Genomic DNA, 22,694 nt, shown 5'->3' with positions numbered 1-22,694 from the left:
CTGACCCCATGCCGAACTCAGAAGTGAAACGCCGTAGCGCCGATGGTAGTGTGGGGTCTCCCCATGCGAGAGTAGGACACTGCCAGGCATCAAATTTGTGTGCTGATATGGCTCAGTTGGTAGAGCGCACCCTTGGTAAGGGTGAGGTCCCCAGTTCGACTCTGGGTATCAGCACCACTTTAATTTAAAGTGGGTTGAGAAGTTCGGCAGAAAAAGAATTTGCTTGGCGGCAATAGCGCGGTGGTCCCACCTGACCCCATGCCGAACTCAGAAGTGAAACGCCGTAGCGCCGATGGTAGTGTGGGGTCTCCCCATGCGAGAGTAGGACACTGCCAAGCATCAAATAAAGTAAAAAGCCCTGCGTGAAAACGTAGGGCTTTTTGCTTTGCCGGTTATCCGATGCGCTGTTTCGAGCATAGGCAGGCGACCAATTTGTCGAGAACAGATTGGAACGCCGTCAACGGCGGCAGCCCAGAAGAGACGAATAGAGTAGGAACCTGCCAAGTATCAAAAAAACAAAAGGCCATCCGAAAGGATGGCCTTTTGCGTTGTAGCGCTGCATCTTCCCGGTGTTTATCCCCCCGACTTATCAAGTTTGTTTCCATATGGAAAAGAGGTAATGAAACATTTTCACCTTTCGGCTGAATACTCGACATTCGGGTCAAAAAACGCTATCTTCGGGCATCTAGAAGTCTAAACGTATAAATGGATCTGTGAGGTTAAGCAATGCCAATTCGTGTTCCTGATGAGTTACCTGCGGTGAGTTTTTTGCGTAATGAGAATGTCTTTGTTATGACATCCTCACGGGCAAAAACACAGGAAATCAGGCCATTGAAAGTGCTGATCCTCAACCTGATGCCAAAGAAAATTGAGACGGAGAATCAATTTCTACGCTTACTCTCTAACTCACCGCTACAAATTGATATCCAGCTGTTACGCATCGATAGCCGTGAGTCGAAGAACACGCCGACAGAGCATTTGAACAATTTCTACTGTGACTTTGATGATATCCAGAATGAAAACTATGATGGTCTGATCGTTACCGGCGCACCATTAGGCCTGGTCGACTTCTGCGATGTGGCCTATTGGCCACAGATTGAGCGCGTTATCGATTGGGCAAAGCATCACGTCACCTCGACATTATTCGTTTGTTGGGCAGTACAGGCGGCGTTAAATATCCTGTACGGCATCCCTAAAATGACGCGCAAGGTGAAGCTGTCAGGCGTCTATCAACATCAAACATTGCAACAACATGCGCTGTTAACACGTGGCTTTGATGAGACCTTTTTAGCTCCCCATTCTCGCTATGCTGATTTTCCTGCGGAAATCATTCGTCAGTATACCGACCTCGATATTTTAGCCGAGTCTGAGCTGACCGGAGCCTATTTGTTTGCCAGTAAAGACAAGCGGCTTGCGTTTGTTACCGGCCATCCTGAATATGATGCACTGACGTTGGCGGGGGAATATTGTCGCGATTGCGAGGCTGGCCTTAACCCAACGATCCCGCTTAATTATTTTCCTGATGATAATCCCCATCTCGCCCCGAAAGCCTCTTGGCGCAGTCATGGCCATCTGTTATTTTCCAATTGGTTGAACTACTACGTATACCAGATCACGCCGTTCGATTTACGCCAGATGAACCCAACGCTCGAATAATTTCTTCCTATAGTTGGCGGCTGAATCGAGGCCGCCCTGCGCATTCCCGCCGTCGATTTTGCTTATAAATCAGATAAAACAAATAAATAACAATAAGTTATGTTGTTATTGTTCGTGAAGTGCAATCCCTTCCTTACATAAAAAAACCACCTTTACACGCAACCAATTGATAACAAAACGTTAATAAAATATTTTTTATAAAAATGGAAATCGTTTTTGATTTTTAATTTTACTTGGTTATTCTTAGATCACGCGCGATGAGATCAGACCAGTTGGTTATCATTTTATCCGCCCTTAAGCGCAGTAATTTCTGATGCATATACACCGTTTGTGCGCGAGAGGCCGGCGGTACGTTGGGAAGGAGCAAAACAATGACACAACAGATGGTAGGTACGGCGTTGACGTTCACACAAGGCTTTACCGCAGCTGAACGACAGGTATTAACGGATGATGCGGTCGAATTTTTGGCGGAGCTGGTGAGTAAATTCACGCCTCAGCGCAATAAGCTTTTGGCTGCGCGCGCCTCCTGTCAGGAAAAAATCGACCAAGGTGAGTTATTGGATTTTATTTCGGAAACGGCTTCCATTCGTGATAGCGATTGGACTATTCGCGGTATACCGGCGGACTTACGCGACCGTCGGGTAGAGATTACCGGCCCGGTCGAACGCAAAATGGTGATCAACGCGCTGAACGCTAACGTTAAGGTGTTCATGGCAGACTTTGAAGACTCATTGGCACCGAGTTGGGAAAAAGTGATCGATGGCCAAATCAATTTGCATGATGCAGTGAACGGTACAATTTCCTACACCAATGAAGCGGGAAAAATTTATCAGTTAAAGCCTAACCCTGCGGTGTTGATTGCCCGCGTGCGCGGGCTACATCTCCCTGAAAAACATGTGCAATGGCAAGGTGAAGCGATCCCCGGCGGTCTGTTCGATTTTGCTCTGTATTTCTTCCATAACTATCGTCAATTGTTGGCTAACGGCAGCGGCCCTTACTTTTACCTGCCGAAAACCCAATCCTGGCAGGAGGCGGCTTGGTGGAGTGAGGTATTCAGTTTTACGGAAGATCGCTTTGAACTGCCACGTGGCACCATCAAGGCTACCGTACTGATCGAAACTCTGCCTGCGGTATTCCAGATGGACGAAATCCTGTATCACCTGCGCGATCATATCGTCGGGTTAAACTGCGGGCGCTGGGATTACATTTTCAGCTATATCAAAACGTTAAAGAATCATGGCGATCGTGTATTGCCAGATCGCCAGTCGGTCACCATGGATAAACCTTTCCTGAGTGCCTATTCGCGCTTGCTGATTAAAACCTGTCACAAGCGGGGGGCGTTTGCGATGGGCGGCATGGCGGCGTTTATCCCCAGCAAGGATGCAGAGCAAAATGCTTGGGTATTGGACAAAGTGCGCGCCGATAAACAACTGGAAGCGAAGAATGGTCATGATGGCACTTGGGTCGCACATCCTGGTTTAGCTGACACCGTTATGGCGGTATTCGATGCGGTACTTGGTCAGCGTCAAAATCAGCTTGATGTCACGCGGGACGGTGATACGCCGATTACCGCCGCGCAGTTGCTTGAACCCTGTGAAGGTGAACGCACGGAAGCGGGAATGCGTGCCAATATTCGTGTCGCAGTGCAATACATCGAGGCGTGGATTTCAGGCAATGGCTGCGTGCCGATTTACGGCCTGATGGAAGATGCGGCAACTGCGGAGATTTCGCGTACCTCAATCTGGCAGTGGATTCACCATCAAAAATCCCTCAGCGATGGGCAACCGGTCACTAAGGCGTTATTCCGCCAAATGCTGAGTGAAGAGATGTTAGTGATACGCGAGGAAGTGGGAGAGGCGCGCTTTAACGCTGGCCGGTTCGAAGAAGCGGCGTGCCTGATGGAACGTATCACCACGCAAGATGAATTAATCGATTTCCTGACGTTACCTGGTTACGAACTTTTAGCCTAAACCGTTCCTGATTACCCCCTACAACTCAAGGATAAAATTATGACGACCTCTCGTACCGAACAAATTCAACAACTGCAACAGGAATGGCAATCAGCACGCTGGGAAGGAATTACTCGTCCATATAGCGCGGAAGACGTGATTAACCTGCGCGGTTCGGTTAACCCTGCCTGTACTCTGGCGCAAAATGGTGCCGCTAAACTGTGGGCGTTGCTACACGGTAAATCTCGCAAAGGCTATGTGAACAGCCTGGGCGCGTTAACTGGCGGGCAGGCTTTGCAACAGGCCAAGGCAGGGGTAGAGGCGATATATCTCTCCGGCTGGCAGGTTGCGGCGGATGCCAACAGTGCGTCGGCGATGTATCCAGACCAATCGCTGTATCCGGTGGATTCTGTGCCAGCGGTGGTTGAACGAATCAATAATACCTTCCGTCGCGCCGATCAGATTCAGTGGGCGAATAAAATTGAACCGGGTAGCAAAGGTTATACCGATTACTTTCTGCCGATTGTCGCGGATGCCGAAGCGGGTTTCGGCGGCGTGCTGAATGCATTCGAACTGATGAAAGCGATGATTGAAGCGGGCGCGGCCGGGGTGCATTTTGAAGACCAATTGGCCGCTGTGAAGAAGTGCGGCCATATGGGCGGCAAAGTGCTGGTGCCAACGCAAGAAGCGATTCAGAAACTGGTGGCAGCGCGATTAGCCGCTGATGTGTTGGGCGTACCGACCTTGCTGATTGCGCGTACCGATGCGGATGCTGCCGACCTGATTACGTCGGATTGTGATCCCTACGACAGCGAATTCATTAGCGGTGAGCGTACGGCTGAAGGCTTCTTCCGCACCCATGCCGGTATAGAGCAAGCGATCAGCCGCGGTCTGGCCTATGCGCCGTATGCGGATCTGGTGTGGTGTGAAACCTCGACGCCTGATTTAGCCGCCGCGAAGCGTTTTGCCGATGCTATCCACGCTCAATTCCCCGGCAAGCTACTGGCTTACAACTGTTCACCGTCGTTCAACTGGAAAAAGAATTTGGACGATCAGACGATCGCGCGCTTCCAAGAAGAGCTGTCGGCGATGGGCTACAAATATCAGTTCATTACGCTGGCGGGTATACACAGCATGTGGTTCAACATGTTTGACTTGGCGCATGCTTACGCGCAGGGCGAAGGCATGAAGCACTACGTCGAAAAAGTACAGCAGCCGGAGTTTGAGGCGGTCAATCGCGGCTATACCTTTGCTTCACACCAGCAGGAAGTGGGAACGGGTTACTTTGACAAGGTCACGACGATCATTCAGGGCGGCGCATCGTCGGTCACTGCATTAACCGGTTCCACTGAAGAACAGCAATTCTAACGGCGTAGGCAGAGCCTAAATCGGGGTTCGGCATGCCGGGCCCCGATACGTTTGTAGGAGAATAAAGATGGCGGCAAAACTTGAGTTGTTGATCGCGCAGACTATCCTGCAAGGGTTTGATGCACAGTATGGTCGCTTTCTAGAGGTTACCGCTGGCGCGCAACAACGCTTTGAGGAGGCTGACTGGCCCGCGATACAGCAGGCGATGAAAAAGCGTATCCATCTTTATGATCACCATGTGGGTTTGGTGGTGGAACAACTGAAATGCATTACCGGGCAGCAGTCTTTCGATGCGCAATTTCCCAGTCGAGTGAAAGCGGTCTATATCGATTTGCTACCGGACTATCCGCGTTTCGAAATCGCCGAAAGTTTTTTTAATTCCGTTTATTGCCGATTGTTCAAACATCGTGACCTCACACCAGAAAAGTTGTTCGTTTTCAGCTCTCAGCCGGCACGGCGCTTTCGCGCTATGCCCCGACCATTAGCACGCGATTTCACCCCGAACGGCGATCTGTCTGCGATGTTGCACAGTATGTTAACAGACTTACCGTTGCGTTTGCCGTGGGAAGATTTACCGCGCGATATTGGTTACATCACCACCGCATTACAGCAGGATTTTAGCGCCCAGCAGTTGTCGACGGGAACCTTCCAGATTGCTAACGAATTGTTTTATCGCAACAAGGCCGCGTGGTTGATCGGTAAATTACGCACCGCAGAGGGCGTGTTTCCATTCCTGTTACCGATTCATCACAGCGAATCCGGGGCGCTATTTATTGATACCTGCCTGACCAGCCAAGCGGAAGCCAGCATCGTATTCGGCTTCGCGCGTTCTTACTTTATGGTTTACGCCCCGTTGCCAGCGGCCATGGTGGAATGGCTGCGGGAAATATTACCGGGTAAAACGACCGCTGAGCTGTACATGGCGATTGGCTGCCAAAAACACGGTAAAACGGAATGTTACCGCGAGTACTTGACGTTTATGGCCGAATCGCAGGATCAATTCATCATCGCCCCGGGTGTGAAGGGGATGGTGATGCTGGTGTTTACTCTACCGTCGTTCGATCGGGTATTTAAAGTGATTAAAGATCGGTTTGCGCCACAAAAAGAAGTGACGCAGGCGCAAGTCATGGCTTGTTATCAGTTAGTCAAAGAACACGACCGCGTTGGCCGGATGGCAGACACGCAAGAGTATGAAAATTTTGTGATCGACAAGGCACGTATCAGTGTGGAGTTGTTGGCGGAATTACAGCGTGAAGTGCCGGAAAAAATCGAAGATTTAGGCGATCGGATCGTCATCAGGCATTTGTATATGGAACGCCGTATGACGCCGCTCAATCTGTATCTTGAACAGGCTAATGAACGGCAACTGCACGATGCGATTGAGGAGTACGGCAATGCGATCAAACAGTTGGCGGCGGCCAATATTTTTCCGGGTGACATGCTGTTTAAAAACTTTGGCGTCACCCGACATGGGCGGGTGGTGTTTTACGATTATGATGAAATTTGCTACATGACCGAGGTTAATTTTCGCAATATACCGCCACCACGCTATCCGGAAGATGAATTGGCCAGCGAGCCTTGGTACAGCACGTCGCCGAATGATGTTTTCCCAGAAGAGTTTCGCCATTTTCTGTGTAGCGATAAGCGCATACGACAGGTATTTGAAGAGTTGCACGGCGATTTGTTTGAGGCGGAATATTGGCGTGGTTTGCAGCAGCGAATTCGTCAGGGGTATGTTGAAGATGTTTTCGCCTATCGTAAAAAACGGCGTTTCGGCCAACGTAGCAGTGCGGCAATGCCTCCATCAGCAATAATGGTGTAAGGGCGCGGTAGGCCGCGCCCGAGACGGTTAAGCGGTGGCACCCGCGACGGCTTCCCGCGCCAGATCGGTAATGCGCGCATAGTCGCCACTTTCCAGCGCATCAGATGGCACCAGCCATGAGCCGCCGATGCACAGCACGCTTTTCAGCGCCAAATAGTCACGATAGTTGCTTGGCGAAATGCCGCCGGTCGGGCAGAAACGCACTTGCGGGAAGGGACCGCTAATCGCCTGTAGGGCTTTTACGCCGCCGTTAGCTTCCGCCGGGAAGAATTTGAACTCACGCAAACCGTAGTCCATACCCAGCATCAGTTCAGATACGGTGCTGATACCCGGAATTAGCGGAATGCTGCCTGTGGTGGCGGCGTTCAGTAAATCGGCGGTCAGCCCCGGGCTGATGGCAAATTGTGCACCGGCCGCAGTGACGTCTTGCAGCTGTTGCGGGTTAATCACGGTGCCTGCACCGATAATGGCGTCCGGTACTTCTTTGGCGATGGCGCGAATGGCATCCATCGCGCATTCTGTACGCAGTGTCACTTCCAGAACGCGTACACCTCCGGCGACCAGCGCTTTCGCCAGCGGTACCGCATGTTCCAGTTTATTGATGACGATCACCGGGACTACCGGGCCTGCCGTCAGGATCTGTTCAGCACTTGTTTTCCAATTTTTCATCTCAAACTCTCTTCAGTGTTGGCCTGGGCGAAAGCGCAGCCATCATCAGAATGACGCTGCGCCCGCGGTCGATTAAAATTTAATGCAGCAGGCACCTTGCTCCGAACCCGAAAGTTGGCTGCGTAGGGCGCCAAATAGCTCTCGGCCACAGCCGATATGTTCGGCGCTGAGATCGGGGGTTACCGCTTCGCGCGCGGCCAGTTCAGCCGTATCGACCTGCAATGAAAGCTCGCCGCTGCGGCCATCAACGCGAATGATGTCGCCATTGCGTACTTTCGCCAACAGGCCTCCGGTGTAAGCTTCCGGCGTGACGTGAATGGCGGAAGGGACTTTACCCGATGCGCCGGACAGGCGGCCATCGGTGACCAGTGCCACCTTGAAACCGCGATCCATCAACACGCCTAATGGCGGCATCAGTTTATGCAGTTCCGGCATACCATTGGCTTGCGGTCCTTGGAAGCGCACCACGACCACACAGTCTTTGTCTAATTGGCCTGCTTCAAAAGCAGGAACAATATCGTGCTGGCTTTCGAATACGACTGCGGGGGCCTCGATGATTTGGTTATCGGCAGGCACCGCAGAGGTTTTCATCACCGCGCGACCAAGGTTGCCAGACAGCACTTTGGTGCCGCCATGTTGTTCGAATGGTTGCGCGATGCTGGCGATCACGCTGTCATCCAGTGAGCTTTCTGCCCCCTCGCGCCAGGCCAACTGGCCGTTATCCAGCCACGGTTCCAGCGTATAGCGCTCAAGACCAAAGCCTGCAACGGTCTGTACGTCCTGATGCAGCAGGCCATGGTTCAGCAGTTCACGCACCACTAATTGTACGCCGCCTGCGGCTTGGAACTGATTGATATCGGCGGGGCCATTCGGATAGATGCGGCACAGCAACGGCACGGCGTCCGATAGCTCAGAGAAATCATCCCAGTTGATAATGATACCTGCCGCACGCGCCATGGCGACCATATGCAGAGTCAGGTTAGTCGATCCCCCGGTAGCCAGCAGTGACACAATGCCATTGACTACCACTTTCTCATCCATTAATTGACCGATCGGCAGATAATTACCCGACGTTTCGGTCAGGCGAGTCACTTGACGCGCAGCGGCATCGTTAAGCGCCTCGCGCAGTGGCGTATTGGGATGCACGAAAGAGGCGCCCGGTAAATGCAGACCCATGACTTCCATCACCATCTGGTTGGTATTGGCGGTGCCGTAGAACGTGCAGGTGCCGATGCTGTGGTAAGAGGCTGCTTCCGCTTCCAGTAATGCGTGACGATCCGCTTTGCCTTCGGCATACAGCTGGCGCACACGCACTTTTTCTTTGTTTGGCAGACCACTGCTCATTGGCCCGGCGGGAACGAATACTGCCGGTAAGTGACCAAACGAGAGTGCCGACATCACCAGCCCCGGTACGATTTTATCGCAAATACCCAGGAACAATGCCCCGTCGAACATATTATGCGACAGGCCGATAGCCGAGGACATGGCGATCACGTCGCGGCTCATCAGCGACAACTCCATGCCATCTTGGCCTTGCGTTACGCCGTCGCACATGGCGGGTACCCCCCCGGCTACTTGGCCGACGGCACCAACGGCATTCAACGCCTGTTTCAGCTTCTGTGGGTAATGCTCGTAAGGCTGGTGGGCGGACAGCATATCGTTATAGGCGGTGACGATGGCGATATCGCTGTGCACCATGTTTTTCAGCGCGTTTTTATCATCGGGCTGACAGGCGGCGAAGCCATGAGCCAGGTTGCCACAGGCCAACTGCGCGCGGTGTACGGTTTTGCAGCGCGCGGCGTCAATACGCGCCAAATAAGCGGCGCGGCTCTGTTTAGAACGCTCAATGATGCGCTGTGTTACACGGGATAGGGTTGAATGAATCATACCTTCCTCAACTTGTTGTTATTGATGCCGCCAGTCAGGGCGGGGCGCTCGTCTGTGCTGGCGAGCGCTAATCGTGGTGTTGTCGTCTATACACAAAACGGGGTCGTGCGTTTTCAGCCGAACCCCGGGCTACTAAAAGCGCAGCGGAATAATTTTTTTTGAGATGGCCTCATGCGCGGGGTAGCGCACATTCGCTTCGGTTTGATGCCACTGCCATGCGCATTGCGCTATCGCTGAATCAAGCTGAAACGGCTTACGATAGCCGCATGAGGCGGGGCGCCCTAGGTTCAAGATGGGGTTGTCTCGCCATGCAGAACGTTATTTAGGCGCAGTCTTCCTGCGGCATAAAACTCTGAATATGTTGCAGGGTATCGGCAATCACCTGCTCCAACGGTTGATTGATATCCACCGCCATCACATCGGTTTCATCGGTTCCTGGCTGTTCCAGTGCATCAAACTGCGATACCAACATCTGGGGTTTGAAGAAGTGGCCTTTACGTGCCGCCATTCGCGCTTCAATCACGGGAAAGTCGCCATGTAGATAAATAAATGACAGGTTACCGTTTCCAGCCCGCAGACGATCGCGATAGTGTTTTTTCAGTGCCGAGCAGACGATGATCGATACCTTATGAGTACGCTGCATGGCGAAAGCCGCATCGTTCAGCGCGGCGAGCCACGGTGCGCGATCGTCATCATTTAGCGCAACGCCCTCGGCCATCTTCATGATGTTGCTGCGTGGATGCAGGAAATCGCCATCCAAGAAACCGGCTGACAGATGATGGGCAACGGCGCCAGCGACGGCGGACTTCCCGCTGCCGGAAACGCCCATAATGACGTAGATTCGGTTTTGATTATTGGTCATGGCTAAACTCCAAACCTGAAGAGGGCGCTACCTGGCATAAATTGTTACCGGTAACATGTTATCGGTAACATTGTCGATGGAACATACAGAAGAGGCAATCAGCTTTACCATTGGGCTACGCTAACTGTGATCGGCTTCAAGTTTTTCCCCGGCAGGAAAACAATTTAGTGGGTTAATTTTACAGCGAGATAACAAATGAGCGTCCCTCTCCTGAGTTGGCGGAGAGGGAGCGTGCAAGAAGAAGGATTACCGTACGCCGCCATACTCTAGGCTGATTTCTTTCGCTGCGTGAATGACCAATGCACCGAGCTCAATGACGCGGTTATCGGTAATACGGGACACGGGGCCAGAGATAGAAATGGCAGCAAATGCCTCGCGATGCTCATCGAAAATGCAGGCGGCGACACAGCGCAAACCTAACGCATGTTCTTCATCATCAAAAGAAAACCCTTGTTTACGGATCTGCGCTAAACCTGCTTTCAGATTATGTGGCGTCAGCGTATGCGGCGTATAAGTATGCATGCCTTTTTGATGCAGCAGTTGGGTCACCTGTTCGTCCGATAATGTCGCCAGAAACGCTTTGCCAGCGCCGGAGGCATGCATCGGCAACTTACCGCCAATGGGGGCAGACATGCGCATTAATGCCGTACATTGTACCTGATCGATGATAATGGCCTGATACTCGCTGGTGTCTAGTACCGCTAGGTTAACCGTCTCGCCGGATTCTTCCATCAGCCGACGCAGCGTCGGGTGCACCATGGCCAGCAGATTACGGCTTTGTAGGAAGCTGCTGCCAACGACAAACGCATGAGAACCTATGGTCCACAGGCCGAGATCGCCGACCTGACGAACAAAGCCTTGCTGTTGCATGGTGGTGAGGAGTCGGTGCGTGGTGGAGTTGGGTAGCCCGGCTTGCTGAGCTAAATCGGTGAGCGCGACGTTTCCCTGCGCTTCAGCGATGTATTCCAGCAGTTTCAGGCCACGCGTCAATGATTGCACCTGTCCGGTAGCGCTGCCAGTCGCTGGAGCGGCGAGGCGAGGTTTTTTGCCGCGTTTGGCAGGAACGGGTGTGGCCATGTTCAGTTTCCTTTTTCCGTATCATGGAATTCATTTTCGTTTCTCAAGTATGAATTGCAATACACAATTGTGCTCATCGGATGTGTTAATTATTCAACCTGAAAAACTCTCAATTAGCCTTCGCATCTTTGCTGTAAAAGACTGTGCTAGGATGGTTTGTTTTTAGAGCGGTTGGGTGGATCAGTAATGTGAAGGGGTTACAGTGACGAATCGAGTAGAACAACTGCGGCAGCAGCTTGCGCAACGCATTTTAGTGTTGGACGGTGGTATGGGCACCATGATCCAGAGTTACCGGCTGGAAGAGGACGATTACCGTGGGAAGCGCTTTGCTGATTGGCAAAGTGACCTGAAGGGTAACAACGATTTGCTGGTGCTGACTAAGCCGGAAGTGATTTCCGCCATTCACCATGGTTACCTGGAAGCGGGCGCAGATATTCTCGAAACCAACACCTTCAATGCTACCTCGATCGCAATGGCTGATTACCACATGGAATCGCTGTCAGCCGAAATTAACTATCAGGCTGCCTGCTTGGCACGCGCCTGCGCCGATGCCTGGACCGCCCGCACGCCGGATAAACCCCGTTATGTTGCTGGGGTACTGGGCCCAACCAACCGAACGGCATCGATCTCACCGGACGTTAACGATCCGGCATTTCGTAATGTGTCATTTGATCAACTGGTGGAAGCCTATCGCGAATCCACCCGTGCGCTAGTTGAGGGCGGTGTCGATCTGATCATGATCGAAACCATCTTCGATACGTTGAATGCTAAAGCGGCTGCCTTTGCGGTAGAAACCGAATTTGAAGCGCTGGGGGTGGAACTGCCGATCATGATTTCCGGCACCATTACCGATGCGTCCGGCCGTACCCTTTCCGGCCAAACAACCGAAGCGTTTTATAATTCCCTGCGCCATGTTAAACCGCTGACTTTTGGCCTTAACTGTGCGTTGGGCCCGGATGAGCTGCGTCAGTACGTTGCTGAATTGGCACGTATTTCTGAAAGTTACGTAACCGCACACCCCAACGCTGGCCTGCCGAATGCTTTTGGCGAATACGATCTCGATGCGGAAGAAATGGCTAAACAGGTGGGCGAATGGGCACATGCCGGTTTCCTCAATATTATCGGCGGTTGCTGTGGCACAACACCGGCGCACATTGCGGCGATGACGAAGGCGGTTGCTGGCGTACCACCGCGCAAACTGCCTGAGATTCCGGTGGCCTGTCGGCTTTCCGGTTTGGAGCCGCTGAACATTGACGCCAACACGCTGTTCGTCAACGTGGGGGAACGCACTAACGTTACCGGCTCAGCGCGATTCAAGCGATTGATCAAAGAAGAAAAATATGGCGAAGCCTTGGCCGTGGCGCGTCAGCAGGTAGAAAGCGGTGCGCAAATTATCGACATCAACATGGATGAAGGCATGTTGGACGCCGAAGCGGCAATGGTGCGTTTCCTCAATTTGATCGCCGGTGAACCCGATATTGCGCGGGTGCCGATCATGATCGACTCATCCAAATGGGAGGTGATCGAAAAAGGGCTGAAATGTATTCAGGGCAAGGGCATCGTTAACTCGATCTCGATGAAAGAGGGCGAAGAGGCGTTTATCCAGCAGGCGAAGAAAGTGCGTCGCTACGGAGCGGCCATGGTGGTGATGGCGTTTGACGAAGTTGGCCAAGCGGATACCCGTGAACGCAAATTTGAGATTTGCCGCCGTGCTTACCATATTCTGACCGAGCAAGTGGGTTTCCCGCCGGAAGACATCATTTTTGACCCGAATATTTTCGCTGTGGCGACTGGGATCGAAGAACATAACAACTATGCCGTCGACTTTATCGAAGCCTGCGGCGATATCAAAACGCATTTACCACATGCGATGATCTCCGGCGGCGTGTCCAACGTTTCTTTCTCATTTCGCGGCAATGATCCGGTGCGTGAGGCGATCCACGCGGTGTTTCTGTATCACGCGATCCGCAACGGGATGGATATGGGGATCGTCAACGCCGGCCAGTTAGCGATCTACGACGATCTCTCGGCGGAACTACGCGGCGCGGTGGAAGATGTAGTGCTTAACCGCCGCCCCGACGGCACCGAGCGCCTGTTGGAACTGGCGGAAAAATACCGCGATAGCAAAGACAACAATGTGGCGGTGCAGCAGGCGGAATGGCGTGGTTGGCCGGTCGTGAAGCGTTTGGAATACTCGCTGGTAAAAGGCATTACCGAGTTTATTGAGCTGGATACCGAAGAGGCGCGCCAGCAGGCGGCCCGGCCGATAGAAGTGATTGAAGGGCCGTTGATGGCCGGCATGAACGTGGTGGGCGATCTGTTCGGTGAGGGGAAAATGTTTCTGCCGCAGGTGGTGAAATCGGCACGCGTGATGAAACAGGCCGTCGCTTATCTGGAACCCTATATTCAGGCCAGCAAACAGCAGGGCAGCACGGCCGGTAAAATTTTGCTGGCGACGGTAAAAGGTGATGTGCATGACATTGGTAAAAACATCGTCGGAGTGGTGTTGCAGTGTAATAACTACGAAATTATCGATCTGGGCGTGATGGTGCCGACCGATAAGATCCTCAAAACCGCGCGCGAGCAAAATGTGGATATCATCGGCCTCTCTGGGCTTATCACCCCGTCGCTGGATGAAATGGTGAATGTCGCGAAAGAAATGGAGCGCCAAGGCTTTACGCTGCCGCTGTTGATCGGCGGGGCGACCACCTCAAAGGCGCACACTGCGGTAAAGATTGAACAAAACTACAGCGGCCCGACCGCGTATGTACAAAACGCGTCGCGTACCGTGGGCGTGGTATCGGCGCTGTTGTCCGATACCCAGCGGGATGAATTTGTGGCGCGTACCCGTAAGGAGTACGAAACCGTACGAATCCAGCACGGGCGTAAAAAACCGCGTACGCCGCCGGTCAGCCTGGAAAAAGCACGCGATAATGCTATGGCGCTGGATTGGGATAACTATACCCCGCCGGTGCCTAAACGTTTGGGGGTATTCCCGGTTGAGGCCGATATTACCACGCTGCGTAATTACATCGATTGGACGCCGTTCTTTATGACCTGGTCGTTAGCGGGTAAATATCCGCGCATCCTTGAAGATGAGGTAGTTGGCGAAGAAGCCAAACGGTTGTTCGACGATGCTAATCAGATGCTTGACGAACTGGCACGTCAGCGCAGCCTGAACCCGCGCGGCGTGTTTGGCCTGTTCCCCGCAAACCGGGTGGGGGACGATATTGAGATCTATCATGATGACCGCCGCGATCGGGTGCGCGGGGTCAGCCGCCACTTGCGCCAGCAGACGGAGAAAACCGACTTCCCGAACTATTGTCTGGCCGACTTTATTGCCCCCAAAAGCAGCGGTAAGGCCGATTACTTTGGTGCCTTTGCCGTCACGGGGGGACTGGAAGAAGACGAGTTAGCGGCGGCTTATGATGCGCAACATGATGATTACAATAAAATTATGGTCAAAGCGCTGTCAGACCGTTTGGCCGAAGCGTTTGCTGAATATCTGCATGAACAGGTGCGGAAGCAACATTGGGGATTTGCCGCCGATGAACACCTGAGTAATGAAGAATTGATCCGTGAAAATTATCAGGGTATTCGCCCTGCGCCGGGCTATCCGGCCTGCCCGGAACACACCGAAAAGGCAGAAATCTGGCAGTTGCTGGATGTGAATCGCCACACTGGGATGGTGCTTACCGAGTCTTTTGCCATGTGGCCGGGGGCGGCGGTGTCTGGCTGGTACTTTAGCCACCCACAAAGCAAATACTTCGCGGTGGCGCAAATTCAGCGCGATCAGGTGGAAGATTATGCGGTGCGCAAGGGAATGTCAGTCGATGAGGTTGAACGTTGGCTGGCGCCCAATCTGGGTTACGACGCCGACTAACTATCACGCGGTGGGTGCCGTGATGGCACCCAAAAAGGAGGAAGCGTTGCTATTGCGCGGTATAGCCGCCATCAATCACCAACTCCGAACCCGTGGCGAAAGTGGACTCGTCGCTGGCGAGGAATAACGCGGCGTTAGCGACGTCCTTGATGTCCCCAAGATGGCCAACGGGGTGCAAATCGACCAGCTTTTGGAACGTATCTGGATTGGTGCCGGTCATGGCGGTGTGAATATAACCGGGGTGAAGGCTGTTGACCCGAATACGGTAATTGTTTTGTGCCGCATGCAGCGCGGCAGATTTAGTGAGCATGCGCACGCCGCCTTTTGAGGCATTGTAAGCGGGGAGATTGGCATCGCCCACCAGCCCGGCAATCGAGCTGAGGTTAATGATGGAACCTCCACGCTGTTTCATGTGCATAATCGCAAATTTTGTGCCGAGAAATGCGCCATCGAGATTCACCGCCATCAGCTTTTTCCATTCGCGAAGTGAGGTGTTCTCGATATTCTTATACAAATTGACGCCGGCGTTATTCACCAAAATATCGATGTGCGAAACCCGTGCTAGGACAGTTTCAAATACCGTCGTCCACTCTTTTTCGTTGGTCACATCGTGGATTAAAAAATGGACGTTATCGGCAAACTCGGCCAACGTCGTCAGTGCTTTTTTCCCATGGCGTGGATCGATATCGGTAATGATTACCTGAGCCTGCTCTTCAAGGAATCGCTGAGCTATCGCTAAACCAATACCCGACGCGCCACCGGTGATCAACGCCACCTTGCCTTCCAATCGTTTCATCATTCATCCTTGTTTAAATGCCATCCTTACCATTATAAAAAATGCGGGCTAGGTGGCCAAAGCCTCGCCGCACTGCATTATGCGTTATCTCACGGCGACGATGTTCCGAATTTTGTGTTGAATCGGTGAGCGTGTTGGCTGGCTGGCAAACCGGCGTGCAGGGTAACGCGCCGGTCGATGACTTATTTGTTGCTCTTTTTAATCGGTCGGCCAGACCAATATCCGGCCAGCAGGGAACCGGAAAGATTGTGCCAGACCGAAAACAGCGCACCCGGCAATGCCGCCAGCGGCGAGAAGTAAATTTTGCCTAGCGTCGCCGCCAGCCCGGAGTTTTGCATACCCACTTCAATCGCCAGTGTACGGCAGGTTGATTCATCAAAACCAAACAGCTTGCCGCCCCAATAACCCGTCAACAGCCCGATGGCGTTGTGCAGGATCACCGCCGCAATCACCAGCAGGCCGACCGAGGCGATATGGCCTTGGCTGCCCGCCACGACTGCGCTGACGATTGCCAGAATGCATACCATCGATAATGCCGGCAGTATCGGTTCGATGCGTTTGACGGTTTGGGTAAACAGATGATGGGCGATCAAACCAAGGCCAATGGGAATGATCACAATCTGCAAAATGCTCCGTAGCATCCCGACAATATCGACGCTGATCGTGGCATCGACGTACAAGCGCGTCAGTAAGGGGGTGGCGAAGACGCCAACCAGTGTGGAGACGGCCGAAATCGTTACCGACAGTGCCACATCCCCTTTGGCCAGATAAATCATCACGTTTGACGCCGTGCCGCTGGCGACGCTGCCGACCAAAACCATACCGGCAGACAGATCGGGTGGCATATGGAATAACATCGCCAGCACCCATGCCGCCAATGGCATAACCAGATAATGCAGGAAAATACCCGCCGCCACCGGGCCTGGGCGAGATAACACCCGCTTAAAATCATCGAGCCGCAGCGTGACGCCCATTGCGAACATAATCAGCATCAGCAGCGGGCTGATATATGGCCCGATACCGCTAAAGGTGCCGGGTGTGAAGTAGGCGGCGACGGAGATCGCAATAGCCCACAGTGGGAATAAACGGGTGAAGGTGGCCAACATGGGCGATTTTCCTTAATCCACAAAGCATGACAAAAGGGGAAGATGGTGGGTTCAGCCGCCTGAACCCACCATGATGCGCGTATTTTTAGCGGTAGAGGCGCAGCCAAGCTACGCCCGCGATCGCATTATTCGAACAGGTTATGGTGCAGGGTGCGAACAACCTGTTCGGCATCGTCACCCGGAACCAGGAAGCACAAATTGTAGCTGCTGGCACCGTAGCAGATCATGCGGATATTGAAAGGCTCGAGGACACCAAATACTTCTTTACCGACGCCGCAGGCTTGCGAGAGTTTGTTACCAATTAAGGCGATCAGTGCCAGGTTTTCTTCGACTTCGACCCGGCATAGCGACGACAATTCGGTCAGTAATGAGGGCGTCAACAGGCTACCGCCGGTCGACGTTGAGCCGGTCGTGTCCATGGTTAAGGCCACACTGACTTCTGACGTCGTGATCAGATCAACCGAGATATGGTGGCGTGCCAGGATATTGAACACCTCAGCCAGAAAACCGCGCGCATGGAGCATGTTCAGGCTGTGCAGCGTAAGCAGGGTTTGCTTACGGCGCAATGCCAGCGCACGAAACAACGGTGGATTATGGGTGGTGTTGCATACCAGCGTTCCGCCTGCAGTCGGATCTTTGCTGGAGCCAACAAAGACCGGAATATCGCTGCGTACCGCCGGTAATAGCGTCGCAGGATGCAGCACTTTTGCGCCGAAAGTGGCCATCTCGGCCGCTTCTTCGAAAGTGATTTTATCGATACGTTTGGCCGCTGGCACGACGCGCGGATCGGTGGTGTAGATACCGGGGACATCGGTCCAGATATCCACTTGGCTGACGCCCAATGCTTCACCAAGTAGCGCAGCGGTGTAGTCGCTGCCGCCACGGCCGAGCGTAGTGGTACGGCCTTTGGAGTCGCTGCCGATAAAACCTTGGGTTATCACCAGAGCTTCCTGTAAGCGCGGTTGCAACAGCGTTTGCGCCAGCTCTTTCAATACCGCGTTATCCGGGGTAGCGCGGCCGAAATGATCGTCGGTGTGCATCACTTTACGCACGTCGAACCATTCGGCCTGCACGTTGCGTTGGCGAAGCACTTCCACGAATAACAGCGTGGACATCAGTTCGCCGTGGCTGACCAATTCATCCGTTAAGGCGGCGGAGGTGGCCAGCGCTGCGGCTTCCGATAGCATGGCGATATTTTCCAGCAGGCTATCGATCTCATCGCGAACCACTGCGGGGCTATCGAGGCGGTCAAGGATCGCGTATTGGATGCGGCGGATTTCAGCGAGTTGTTGGACACGCGTTTCGGCTCCACTGCCTTCAGCCAGCGCTACTAACAGATTGGTGACGCTAGCAGAAGCGGAAAGGACCACCAGACGAACGGCTGGATTGCTCAGCACCACGTCGGCGCTGCGGGTCATGGCGTCAAAGTCTGCGACACTGGTGCCGCCGAATTTTGCCACAGTGATGGATGGTTGGGGGGCTGCTTGATTCATGTAAAAACCTCGTGTCAGGGTTACCGTTTCACACGGCAATTCATTTCCATAGCCTTGGCACAAGGGAAGAGCGGTAAACAGGGAGCAGGCGTAGAGGTAAACGCTACGATACACCCAGAAGCGCCCCACCTTGTTGACCGCCTTGCATTAGGCAGCCAGGGTGACAACCCAAGGGATTCAGCCCCTGTAGTCGATACGCCGCATACCGTATAGCGGCGTACCTCGGCGTCACTCCCCCTCCAGTGCCGTCTGCGGAAAACGGTTCCTCGGACACTCTACCTGGGCGACGCGCCTCTTCTGGCTTACGCACTCGGTGCGTAAGTAGGCTGTTAGGAATAGCGGGTTTAACCGCTGCTGTCAACGGTCTGACGTTGAGGGATTTTCATCTTGCACCAACGCAATCAGCGTACACGGCATTGACGGTGTTAAACCGGTGCCAATCGGTTGCAAACTGCCATCTTCTCGCTGGAAAAAGAGTGGCATAACCCCGCTATTTTTCTCCATGTATTCCAGCCAGCCAAAGTTCTTATTCAGCTTGGTGACCTTGATAGTGGCACCTTTGGCGATCAGACTGCTCAGCCGGCTGTATGTCGCCTCTTGATTGAACAAGATTTCATGGCGACGGAAACGTGCACTTTCGGAGCTGTTATTGCGCCCTTTCAGCGGTGCGCCGGAACGGATGGCAAACACCTGTTCATCGCCAAAAATATGGCTGAAGTGATAGACGGTCAGTGCGTTTTGATGCCGGTTGGGTGACAGTGCCAGCACCTGCGCGGTACCGCTCAGATCGAGGGTGTTCTCAGCATGCTCGGAATAGGCGTGGCCATAATAAGCCGGAATGCCTTCCATACGCGCCTGCCGATAATATTCCCAGCTGCTATCGGTTACCATCACCGGGATATTCATTTTGATCAACGCTTGCGCTAAGGTGCGCGCCACCCCGTTGGCACCGACAATCAGTACACCGCGCGGTTTTTGCTGCTGAACTCGTAGCCAACGCGCCATCATGCCGCTGGTTAGGCTCTGTAGCACCACGGTGCCGATAATAATGGCGAATACCACTGTGACTAACCGGTCAGCACCTTCATACCCATTGCGTTGCAGGGTCAATGCGAACAGTGAGCTAACAGCGGCCGCCACGATGCCGCGCGGTGCGATCCAACTTAACAATAGGCGATCGCGCCAATGCAGCGTCGAGCGCCAGGTAGAAACTGCAATGCACAATGGTCGGGCGATAAACTGCACCACCAGCAGCAAAACTAACAGCGGCCAGCCCATATCCCATAGCGCGTTGATATCCAGTCGTGCTGCCAGAATAATGAACAGGGCAGAGATCAGAATGGCTGAGAGTTCTTCTTTAAACGCCAAAATATCGCTGGTATCAACATCGCGCATGTTCGCCAGCCAGATGCCCATCACCGTGACGGTGAGCAGGCCAGATTCATCGGCGATAGCGTTGGAAAGCCCAAACGCCGTGAGCATGATCGCCAAAACCGCCAGGTTTTGCAGATAGCGCGGTAGCCAGACTCGACGCAGCGCCACGCCGAGCAGATAGCCAAATATCGCCCCGGCAAGCAGCCCGACAGCCGCGGTAATGCCCAGCGTCCAGAACAGGTGAGCAAAGGATTCTGCATTCTGTTGCAGTACGATGAACTCAAACACCAACAGGGTAAAGATCGCGCCGACCGGATCGATCACGATCCCTTCCCAGCGTAATACCTGGTTGATATTGGCGTTGGGGCGTACCACCCGCATCAGCGGGGCGATCACCGTCGGGCCGGTAACCACCGTGACTGCGCCGATCAGCGCCGCTAACTCCGGCGGGAAATCCAATAGCCCCCAGCAAGCGACGCTGATAACTAAAAATGTCACCAGCATGCCGATAGTCACCAGATTGCGAACTACACCGCCCAAACCGCGGATCTCTTCCACTCGCAGCGTCAGTGCACCTTCAAACAAAATGATTGCCACCGAGAGCGAGACCAGAGGAAACAGCAAATCACCGAACAGCGCGTCCGGCTGAACCATGTGTATGACGGGACCCAAAATAATGCCAAACAACAGCAACGGCAGAATGGCCGGCAGGCGCAATAGCCAGGCAAGCCATTGTGCCAGTAACGAGCTCAAGCCAATCACCACTAACATGAGTGGAGCAGATAATTCCATTGCGTGTTTCCTTTCCAAAAGCTGACAACAAACCGGCAATTCTGCCACATTCCGCTGACAGATTGACAACGCAGCGCTATCCGCTGTTAGCTGAAGTATAGGGAGAGTGTTGCCGAAAAGTAAAAAGCGGGCGTGACGGTTTGACAGTTAGCGCCTATCGCAAGAAAAGAGATCGTAATCACAGTCGAACAGGCTACAATCGGCACATCACGTCACATTCATTCTCAAGCATAAGAGCGTTGCTATGAAAAATATCAATCCTAGTCAAACCGCTGCTTGGCAAGCCCTGCAGCAACATTTTGAACAAATGAAAGACGTACAGATCCGCGATCTGTTTGCTCAGGATAGCGAGCGTTTCTCCAAGTTCTCTGCCACGTTTAACGATCAGATGCTGGTGGACTATTCCAAAAACCGAATCACCACGGAAACGCTCGAGAAGCTGCAAGCGTTGGCGAAAGAGACGGATTTGCAGAGTGCGATCAAATCCATGTTTGCGGGTGAGAAGATTAACCGAACCGAAGATCGTGCGGTGCTGCACGTTGCCTTGCGCAACCGCAGCAATACGCCGATTATTGTGGACGGTAAAGACGTGATGCCCGAAGTCAACGCCGTGCTGGCGAAGATGAAGCAGTTCTGCGACCGGGTTATTGGCGGTGAGTGGAAAGGCTATACCGGGAAAGCGATCACCGATGTGGTCAACATCGGTATCGGCGGCTCTGACCTTGGCCCCTATATGGCGACCGAGGCACTGCGCCCATACAAAAACCACTTGAATATGCACTTTGTTTCCAACGTTGACGGCACACATATTGCCGAAACGCTGAAGCCATTGAGCCCGGAAACCACGCTGTTCCTGGTGGCGTCGAAGACCTTCACGACCCAAGAAACCATGACCAATGCCCACAGCGCACGCGATTGGTTCCTGAACGCCGCAGGCGACCAGCAACATGTGGCTAAGCACTTCGCGGCATTGTCCACGAATGCTCAAGCGGTGGCGGAATTTGGCATCGACACTGACAACATGTTCGAATTCTGGGACTGGGTCGGGGGCCGTTACTCACTGTGGTCAGCGATCGGTTTGTCGATTGCCCTGTCATTGGGCTTTGAGAACTTCGAACAGTTGCTGAGCGGTGCACATGCGATGGATAAACACTTCGCAGAAACCCCGTCGGAGAAAAACCTGCCGGTACTGCTGGCGCTGATTGGCATCTGGTACAACAATTTCTTTGGTGCTGAAACCGAAGCTATTCTGCCTTACGATCAGTATATGCATCGCTTTGCCGCTTATTTCCAGCAGGGCAACATGGAATCTAACGGTAAGTATGTCGATCGCAACGGCAATCCGGTGGATTATCAGACGGGCCCCATTATCTGGGGTGAGCCGGGTACTAACGGCCAACACGCGTTCTATCAATTGATCCACCAAGGCACCAAACTGGTTCCTTGTGACTTTATCGCACCGGCCATTAGCCACAACCCGTTGAGCGACCATCACGCTAAACTGCTGTCTAATTTCTTCGCGCAAACTGAAGCACTGGCGTTTGGGAAGCCACTGGACGTGGTGGAAGCAGAGTTTGCCGCGCAGGGGAAAAAGCCGGAAGAGGTTAAGCACGTCGCGCCGTTTAAGGTGTTCGAGGGGAACCGCCCAACCAACTCCATTCTGCTACGTGAAATCACCCCGTTTAGCCTGGGTAGCCTGATTGCGCTGTATGAGCATAAGATCTTCACCCAAGGCGCGATTCTGAATATCTTCACCTTCGATCAGTGGGGCGTGGAACTGGGTAAACAGCTGGCGAACCGCATTCTGCCTGAATTGGCAGGCGAAGAAGCCGTAAGCAGTCACGACAGTTCGACTAATGCGCTGATTAATCAGTTTAAAGCATGGCGTTGATCACGCTGTAGCAGGCGTAATCCTGCCTTGGCATTTGACGCATAAAAAACCCGCTATTTTAGCGGGTTT

14 protein-coding genes, 1 tRNA gene, 2 rRNA genes and 1 riboswitch are annotated in these 22,694 nt (G+C 53.2%); of the genes, 9 read left to right on the top strand and 8 right to left on the bottom strand.

Translation table 11 applies throughout. The features are described 5' to 3' along the window. The 7 genes from rrf (ACQKDS_RS18325) to aceK form a co-directional block, all read left to right on the top strand. Nucleotides 1–88 (top strand): 5S ribosomal RNA (gene rrf, locus ACQKDS_RS18325); the annotation flags it as partial. Between the two features lie 13 nt (nt 89–101). Next, nucleotides 102–177 (top strand) — tRNA-Thr (locus ACQKDS_RS18320). 45 nt (nt 178–222) lie between these two features. Next, a 5S ribosomal RNA gene (gene rrf / locus ACQKDS_RS18315) occupies nt 223–338 on the top strand. A gap of 388 nt (nt 339–726) precedes the next feature. Continuing rightward, nucleotides 727–1,656, top strand: a complete 930-nt coding sequence (metA, locus tag ACQKDS_RS18310) for a homoserine O-acetyltransferase MetA (RefSeq protein ID WP_399673408.1) — start codon at nt 727–729, stop codon at nt 1,654–1,656. 371 nt (nt 1,657–2,027) lie between these two features. Then, a complete protein-coding gene (aceB, locus tag ACQKDS_RS18305) occupies nt 2,028–3,626 on the top strand; it encodes a malate synthase A (protein WP_399673410.1) in 1,599 nt (532 codons plus the stop codon). 39 nt (nt 3,627–3,665) lie between these two features. Next, a complete protein-coding gene (aceA, locus tag ACQKDS_RS18300; protein WP_399673412.1) occupies nt 3,666–4,973 on the top strand; it encodes an isocitrate lyase in 1,308 nt (435 codons plus the stop codon). A 67-nt stretch (nt 4,974–5,040) separates the two neighbouring features. Beyond that, nucleotides 5,041–6,795: a bifunctional isocitrate dehydrogenase kinase/phosphatase gene (gene aceK, locus ACQKDS_RS18295; RefSeq protein WP_399673414.1), complete on the top strand. Its 1,755-nt coding sequence runs from the start codon at nt 5,041–5,043 to the stop codon at nt 6,793–6,795. 27 nt (nt 6,796–6,822) lie between these two features. Here aceK and ACQKDS_RS18290 read toward each other — a convergent pair whose 3' ends face one another. From ACQKDS_RS18290 to iclR, 4 genes are all read right to left on the bottom strand, one after another. Continuing rightward, nucleotides 6,823–7,464 carry a bifunctional 4-hydroxy-2-oxoglutarate aldolase/2-dehydro-3-deoxy-phosphogluconate aldolase gene (locus tag ACQKDS_RS18290; RefSeq protein ID WP_399673416.1) on the bottom strand — a complete coding sequence of 214 codons (642 nt, stop codon included), beginning with the start codon at nt 7,462–7,464 and terminating at the stop codon, nt 6,823–6,825. 72 nt (nt 7,465–7,536) lie between these two features. Continuing rightward, nucleotides 7,537–9,351 carry a phosphogluconate dehydratase gene (edd, locus tag ACQKDS_RS18285; RefSeq protein WP_399673418.1) on the bottom strand — a complete coding sequence of 605 codons (1,815 nt, stop codon included), beginning with the start codon at nt 9,349–9,351 and terminating at the stop codon, nt 7,537–7,539. A gap of 322 nt (nt 9,352–9,673) precedes the next feature. After that, nucleotides 9,674–10,213 (bottom strand): gluconokinase, encoded by a 540-nt coding sequence (gntK, locus tag ACQKDS_RS18280; protein WP_399673420.1) that lies wholly within the window; start codon nt 10,211–10,213, stop codon nt 9,674–9,676. Nucleotides 10,214–10,459: 246 nt separating this feature from the next. After that, a complete protein-coding gene (iclR, locus tag ACQKDS_RS18275) occupies nt 10,460–11,290 on the bottom strand; it encodes a glyoxylate bypass operon transcriptional repressor IclR (protein WP_399673422.1) in 831 nt (276 codons plus the stop codon). Between the two features lie 202 nt (nt 11,291–11,492). Here iclR and metH point away from each other — a divergent pair, with 202 nt between their 5' ends. Beyond that, on the top strand, nt 11,493–15,173 hold the full coding sequence (gene metH, locus ACQKDS_RS18270; RefSeq protein WP_399673424.1) for a methionine synthase: 3,681 nt from the start codon (nt 11,493–11,495) through the stop codon (nt 15,171–15,173). A 49-nt stretch (nt 15,174–15,222) separates the two neighbouring features. On the opposite strand, the gene ACQKDS_RS18265 is transcribed toward metH, so the two are convergent. The 4 genes from ACQKDS_RS18265 to ACQKDS_RS18250 all read right to left on the bottom strand — a co-directional run bounded on the left by ACQKDS_RS18265 (nt 15,223) and on the right by ACQKDS_RS18250 (nt 20,734). Continuing rightward, nucleotides 15,223–15,972, bottom strand: a complete 750-nt coding sequence (locus ACQKDS_RS18265) for a glucose 1-dehydrogenase (protein WP_399673426.1) — start codon at nt 15,970–15,972, stop codon at nt 15,223–15,225. Nucleotides 15,973–16,151: 179 nt separating this feature from the next. Further along, nucleotides 16,152–17,075 (bottom strand): ketopantoate/pantoate/pantothenate transporter PanS, encoded by a 924-nt coding sequence (gene panS / locus ACQKDS_RS18260; RefSeq protein WP_399673428.1) that lies wholly within the window; start codon nt 17,073–17,075, stop codon nt 16,152–16,154. Between the two features lie 125 nt (nt 17,076–17,200). Continuing rightward, a complete protein-coding gene (lysC, locus tag ACQKDS_RS18255) occupies nt 17,201–18,568 on the bottom strand; it encodes a lysine-sensitive aspartokinase 3 (protein WP_399673430.1) in 1,368 nt (455 codons plus the stop codon). Between the two features lie 110 nt (nt 18,569–18,678). Beyond that, a riboswitch (Lysine riboswitch) is annotated at nt 18,679–18,873 on the bottom strand. Between the two features lie 52 nt (nt 18,874–18,925). Continuing rightward, nucleotides 18,926–20,734, bottom strand: coding sequence for a cation:proton antiporter (locus tag ACQKDS_RS18250; RefSeq protein ID WP_399673432.1), 1,809 nt, complete (start codon nt 20,732–20,734; stop codon nt 18,926–18,928). A gap of 244 nt (nt 20,735–20,978) precedes the next feature. Here ACQKDS_RS18250 and pgi point away from each other — a divergent pair, with 244 nt between their 5' ends. Beyond that, entirely contained in the window at nt 20,979–22,625 is a 1,647-nt protein-coding gene (gene pgi, locus ACQKDS_RS18245; protein ID WP_399673434.1) for a glucose-6-phosphate isomerase, read from the top strand. Nucleotides 22,626–22,694: the final 69 nt, after the last annotated feature.

The sequence above is a fragment of the Serratia sp. NPDC078593 genome (assembly GCF_050268245.1).
GTDB lineage: Bacteria > Pseudomonadota > Gammaproteobacteria > Enterobacterales > Enterobacteriaceae > JBNNGK01.
This window is presented reverse-complemented; position numbering and strand designations above follow the sequence as displayed.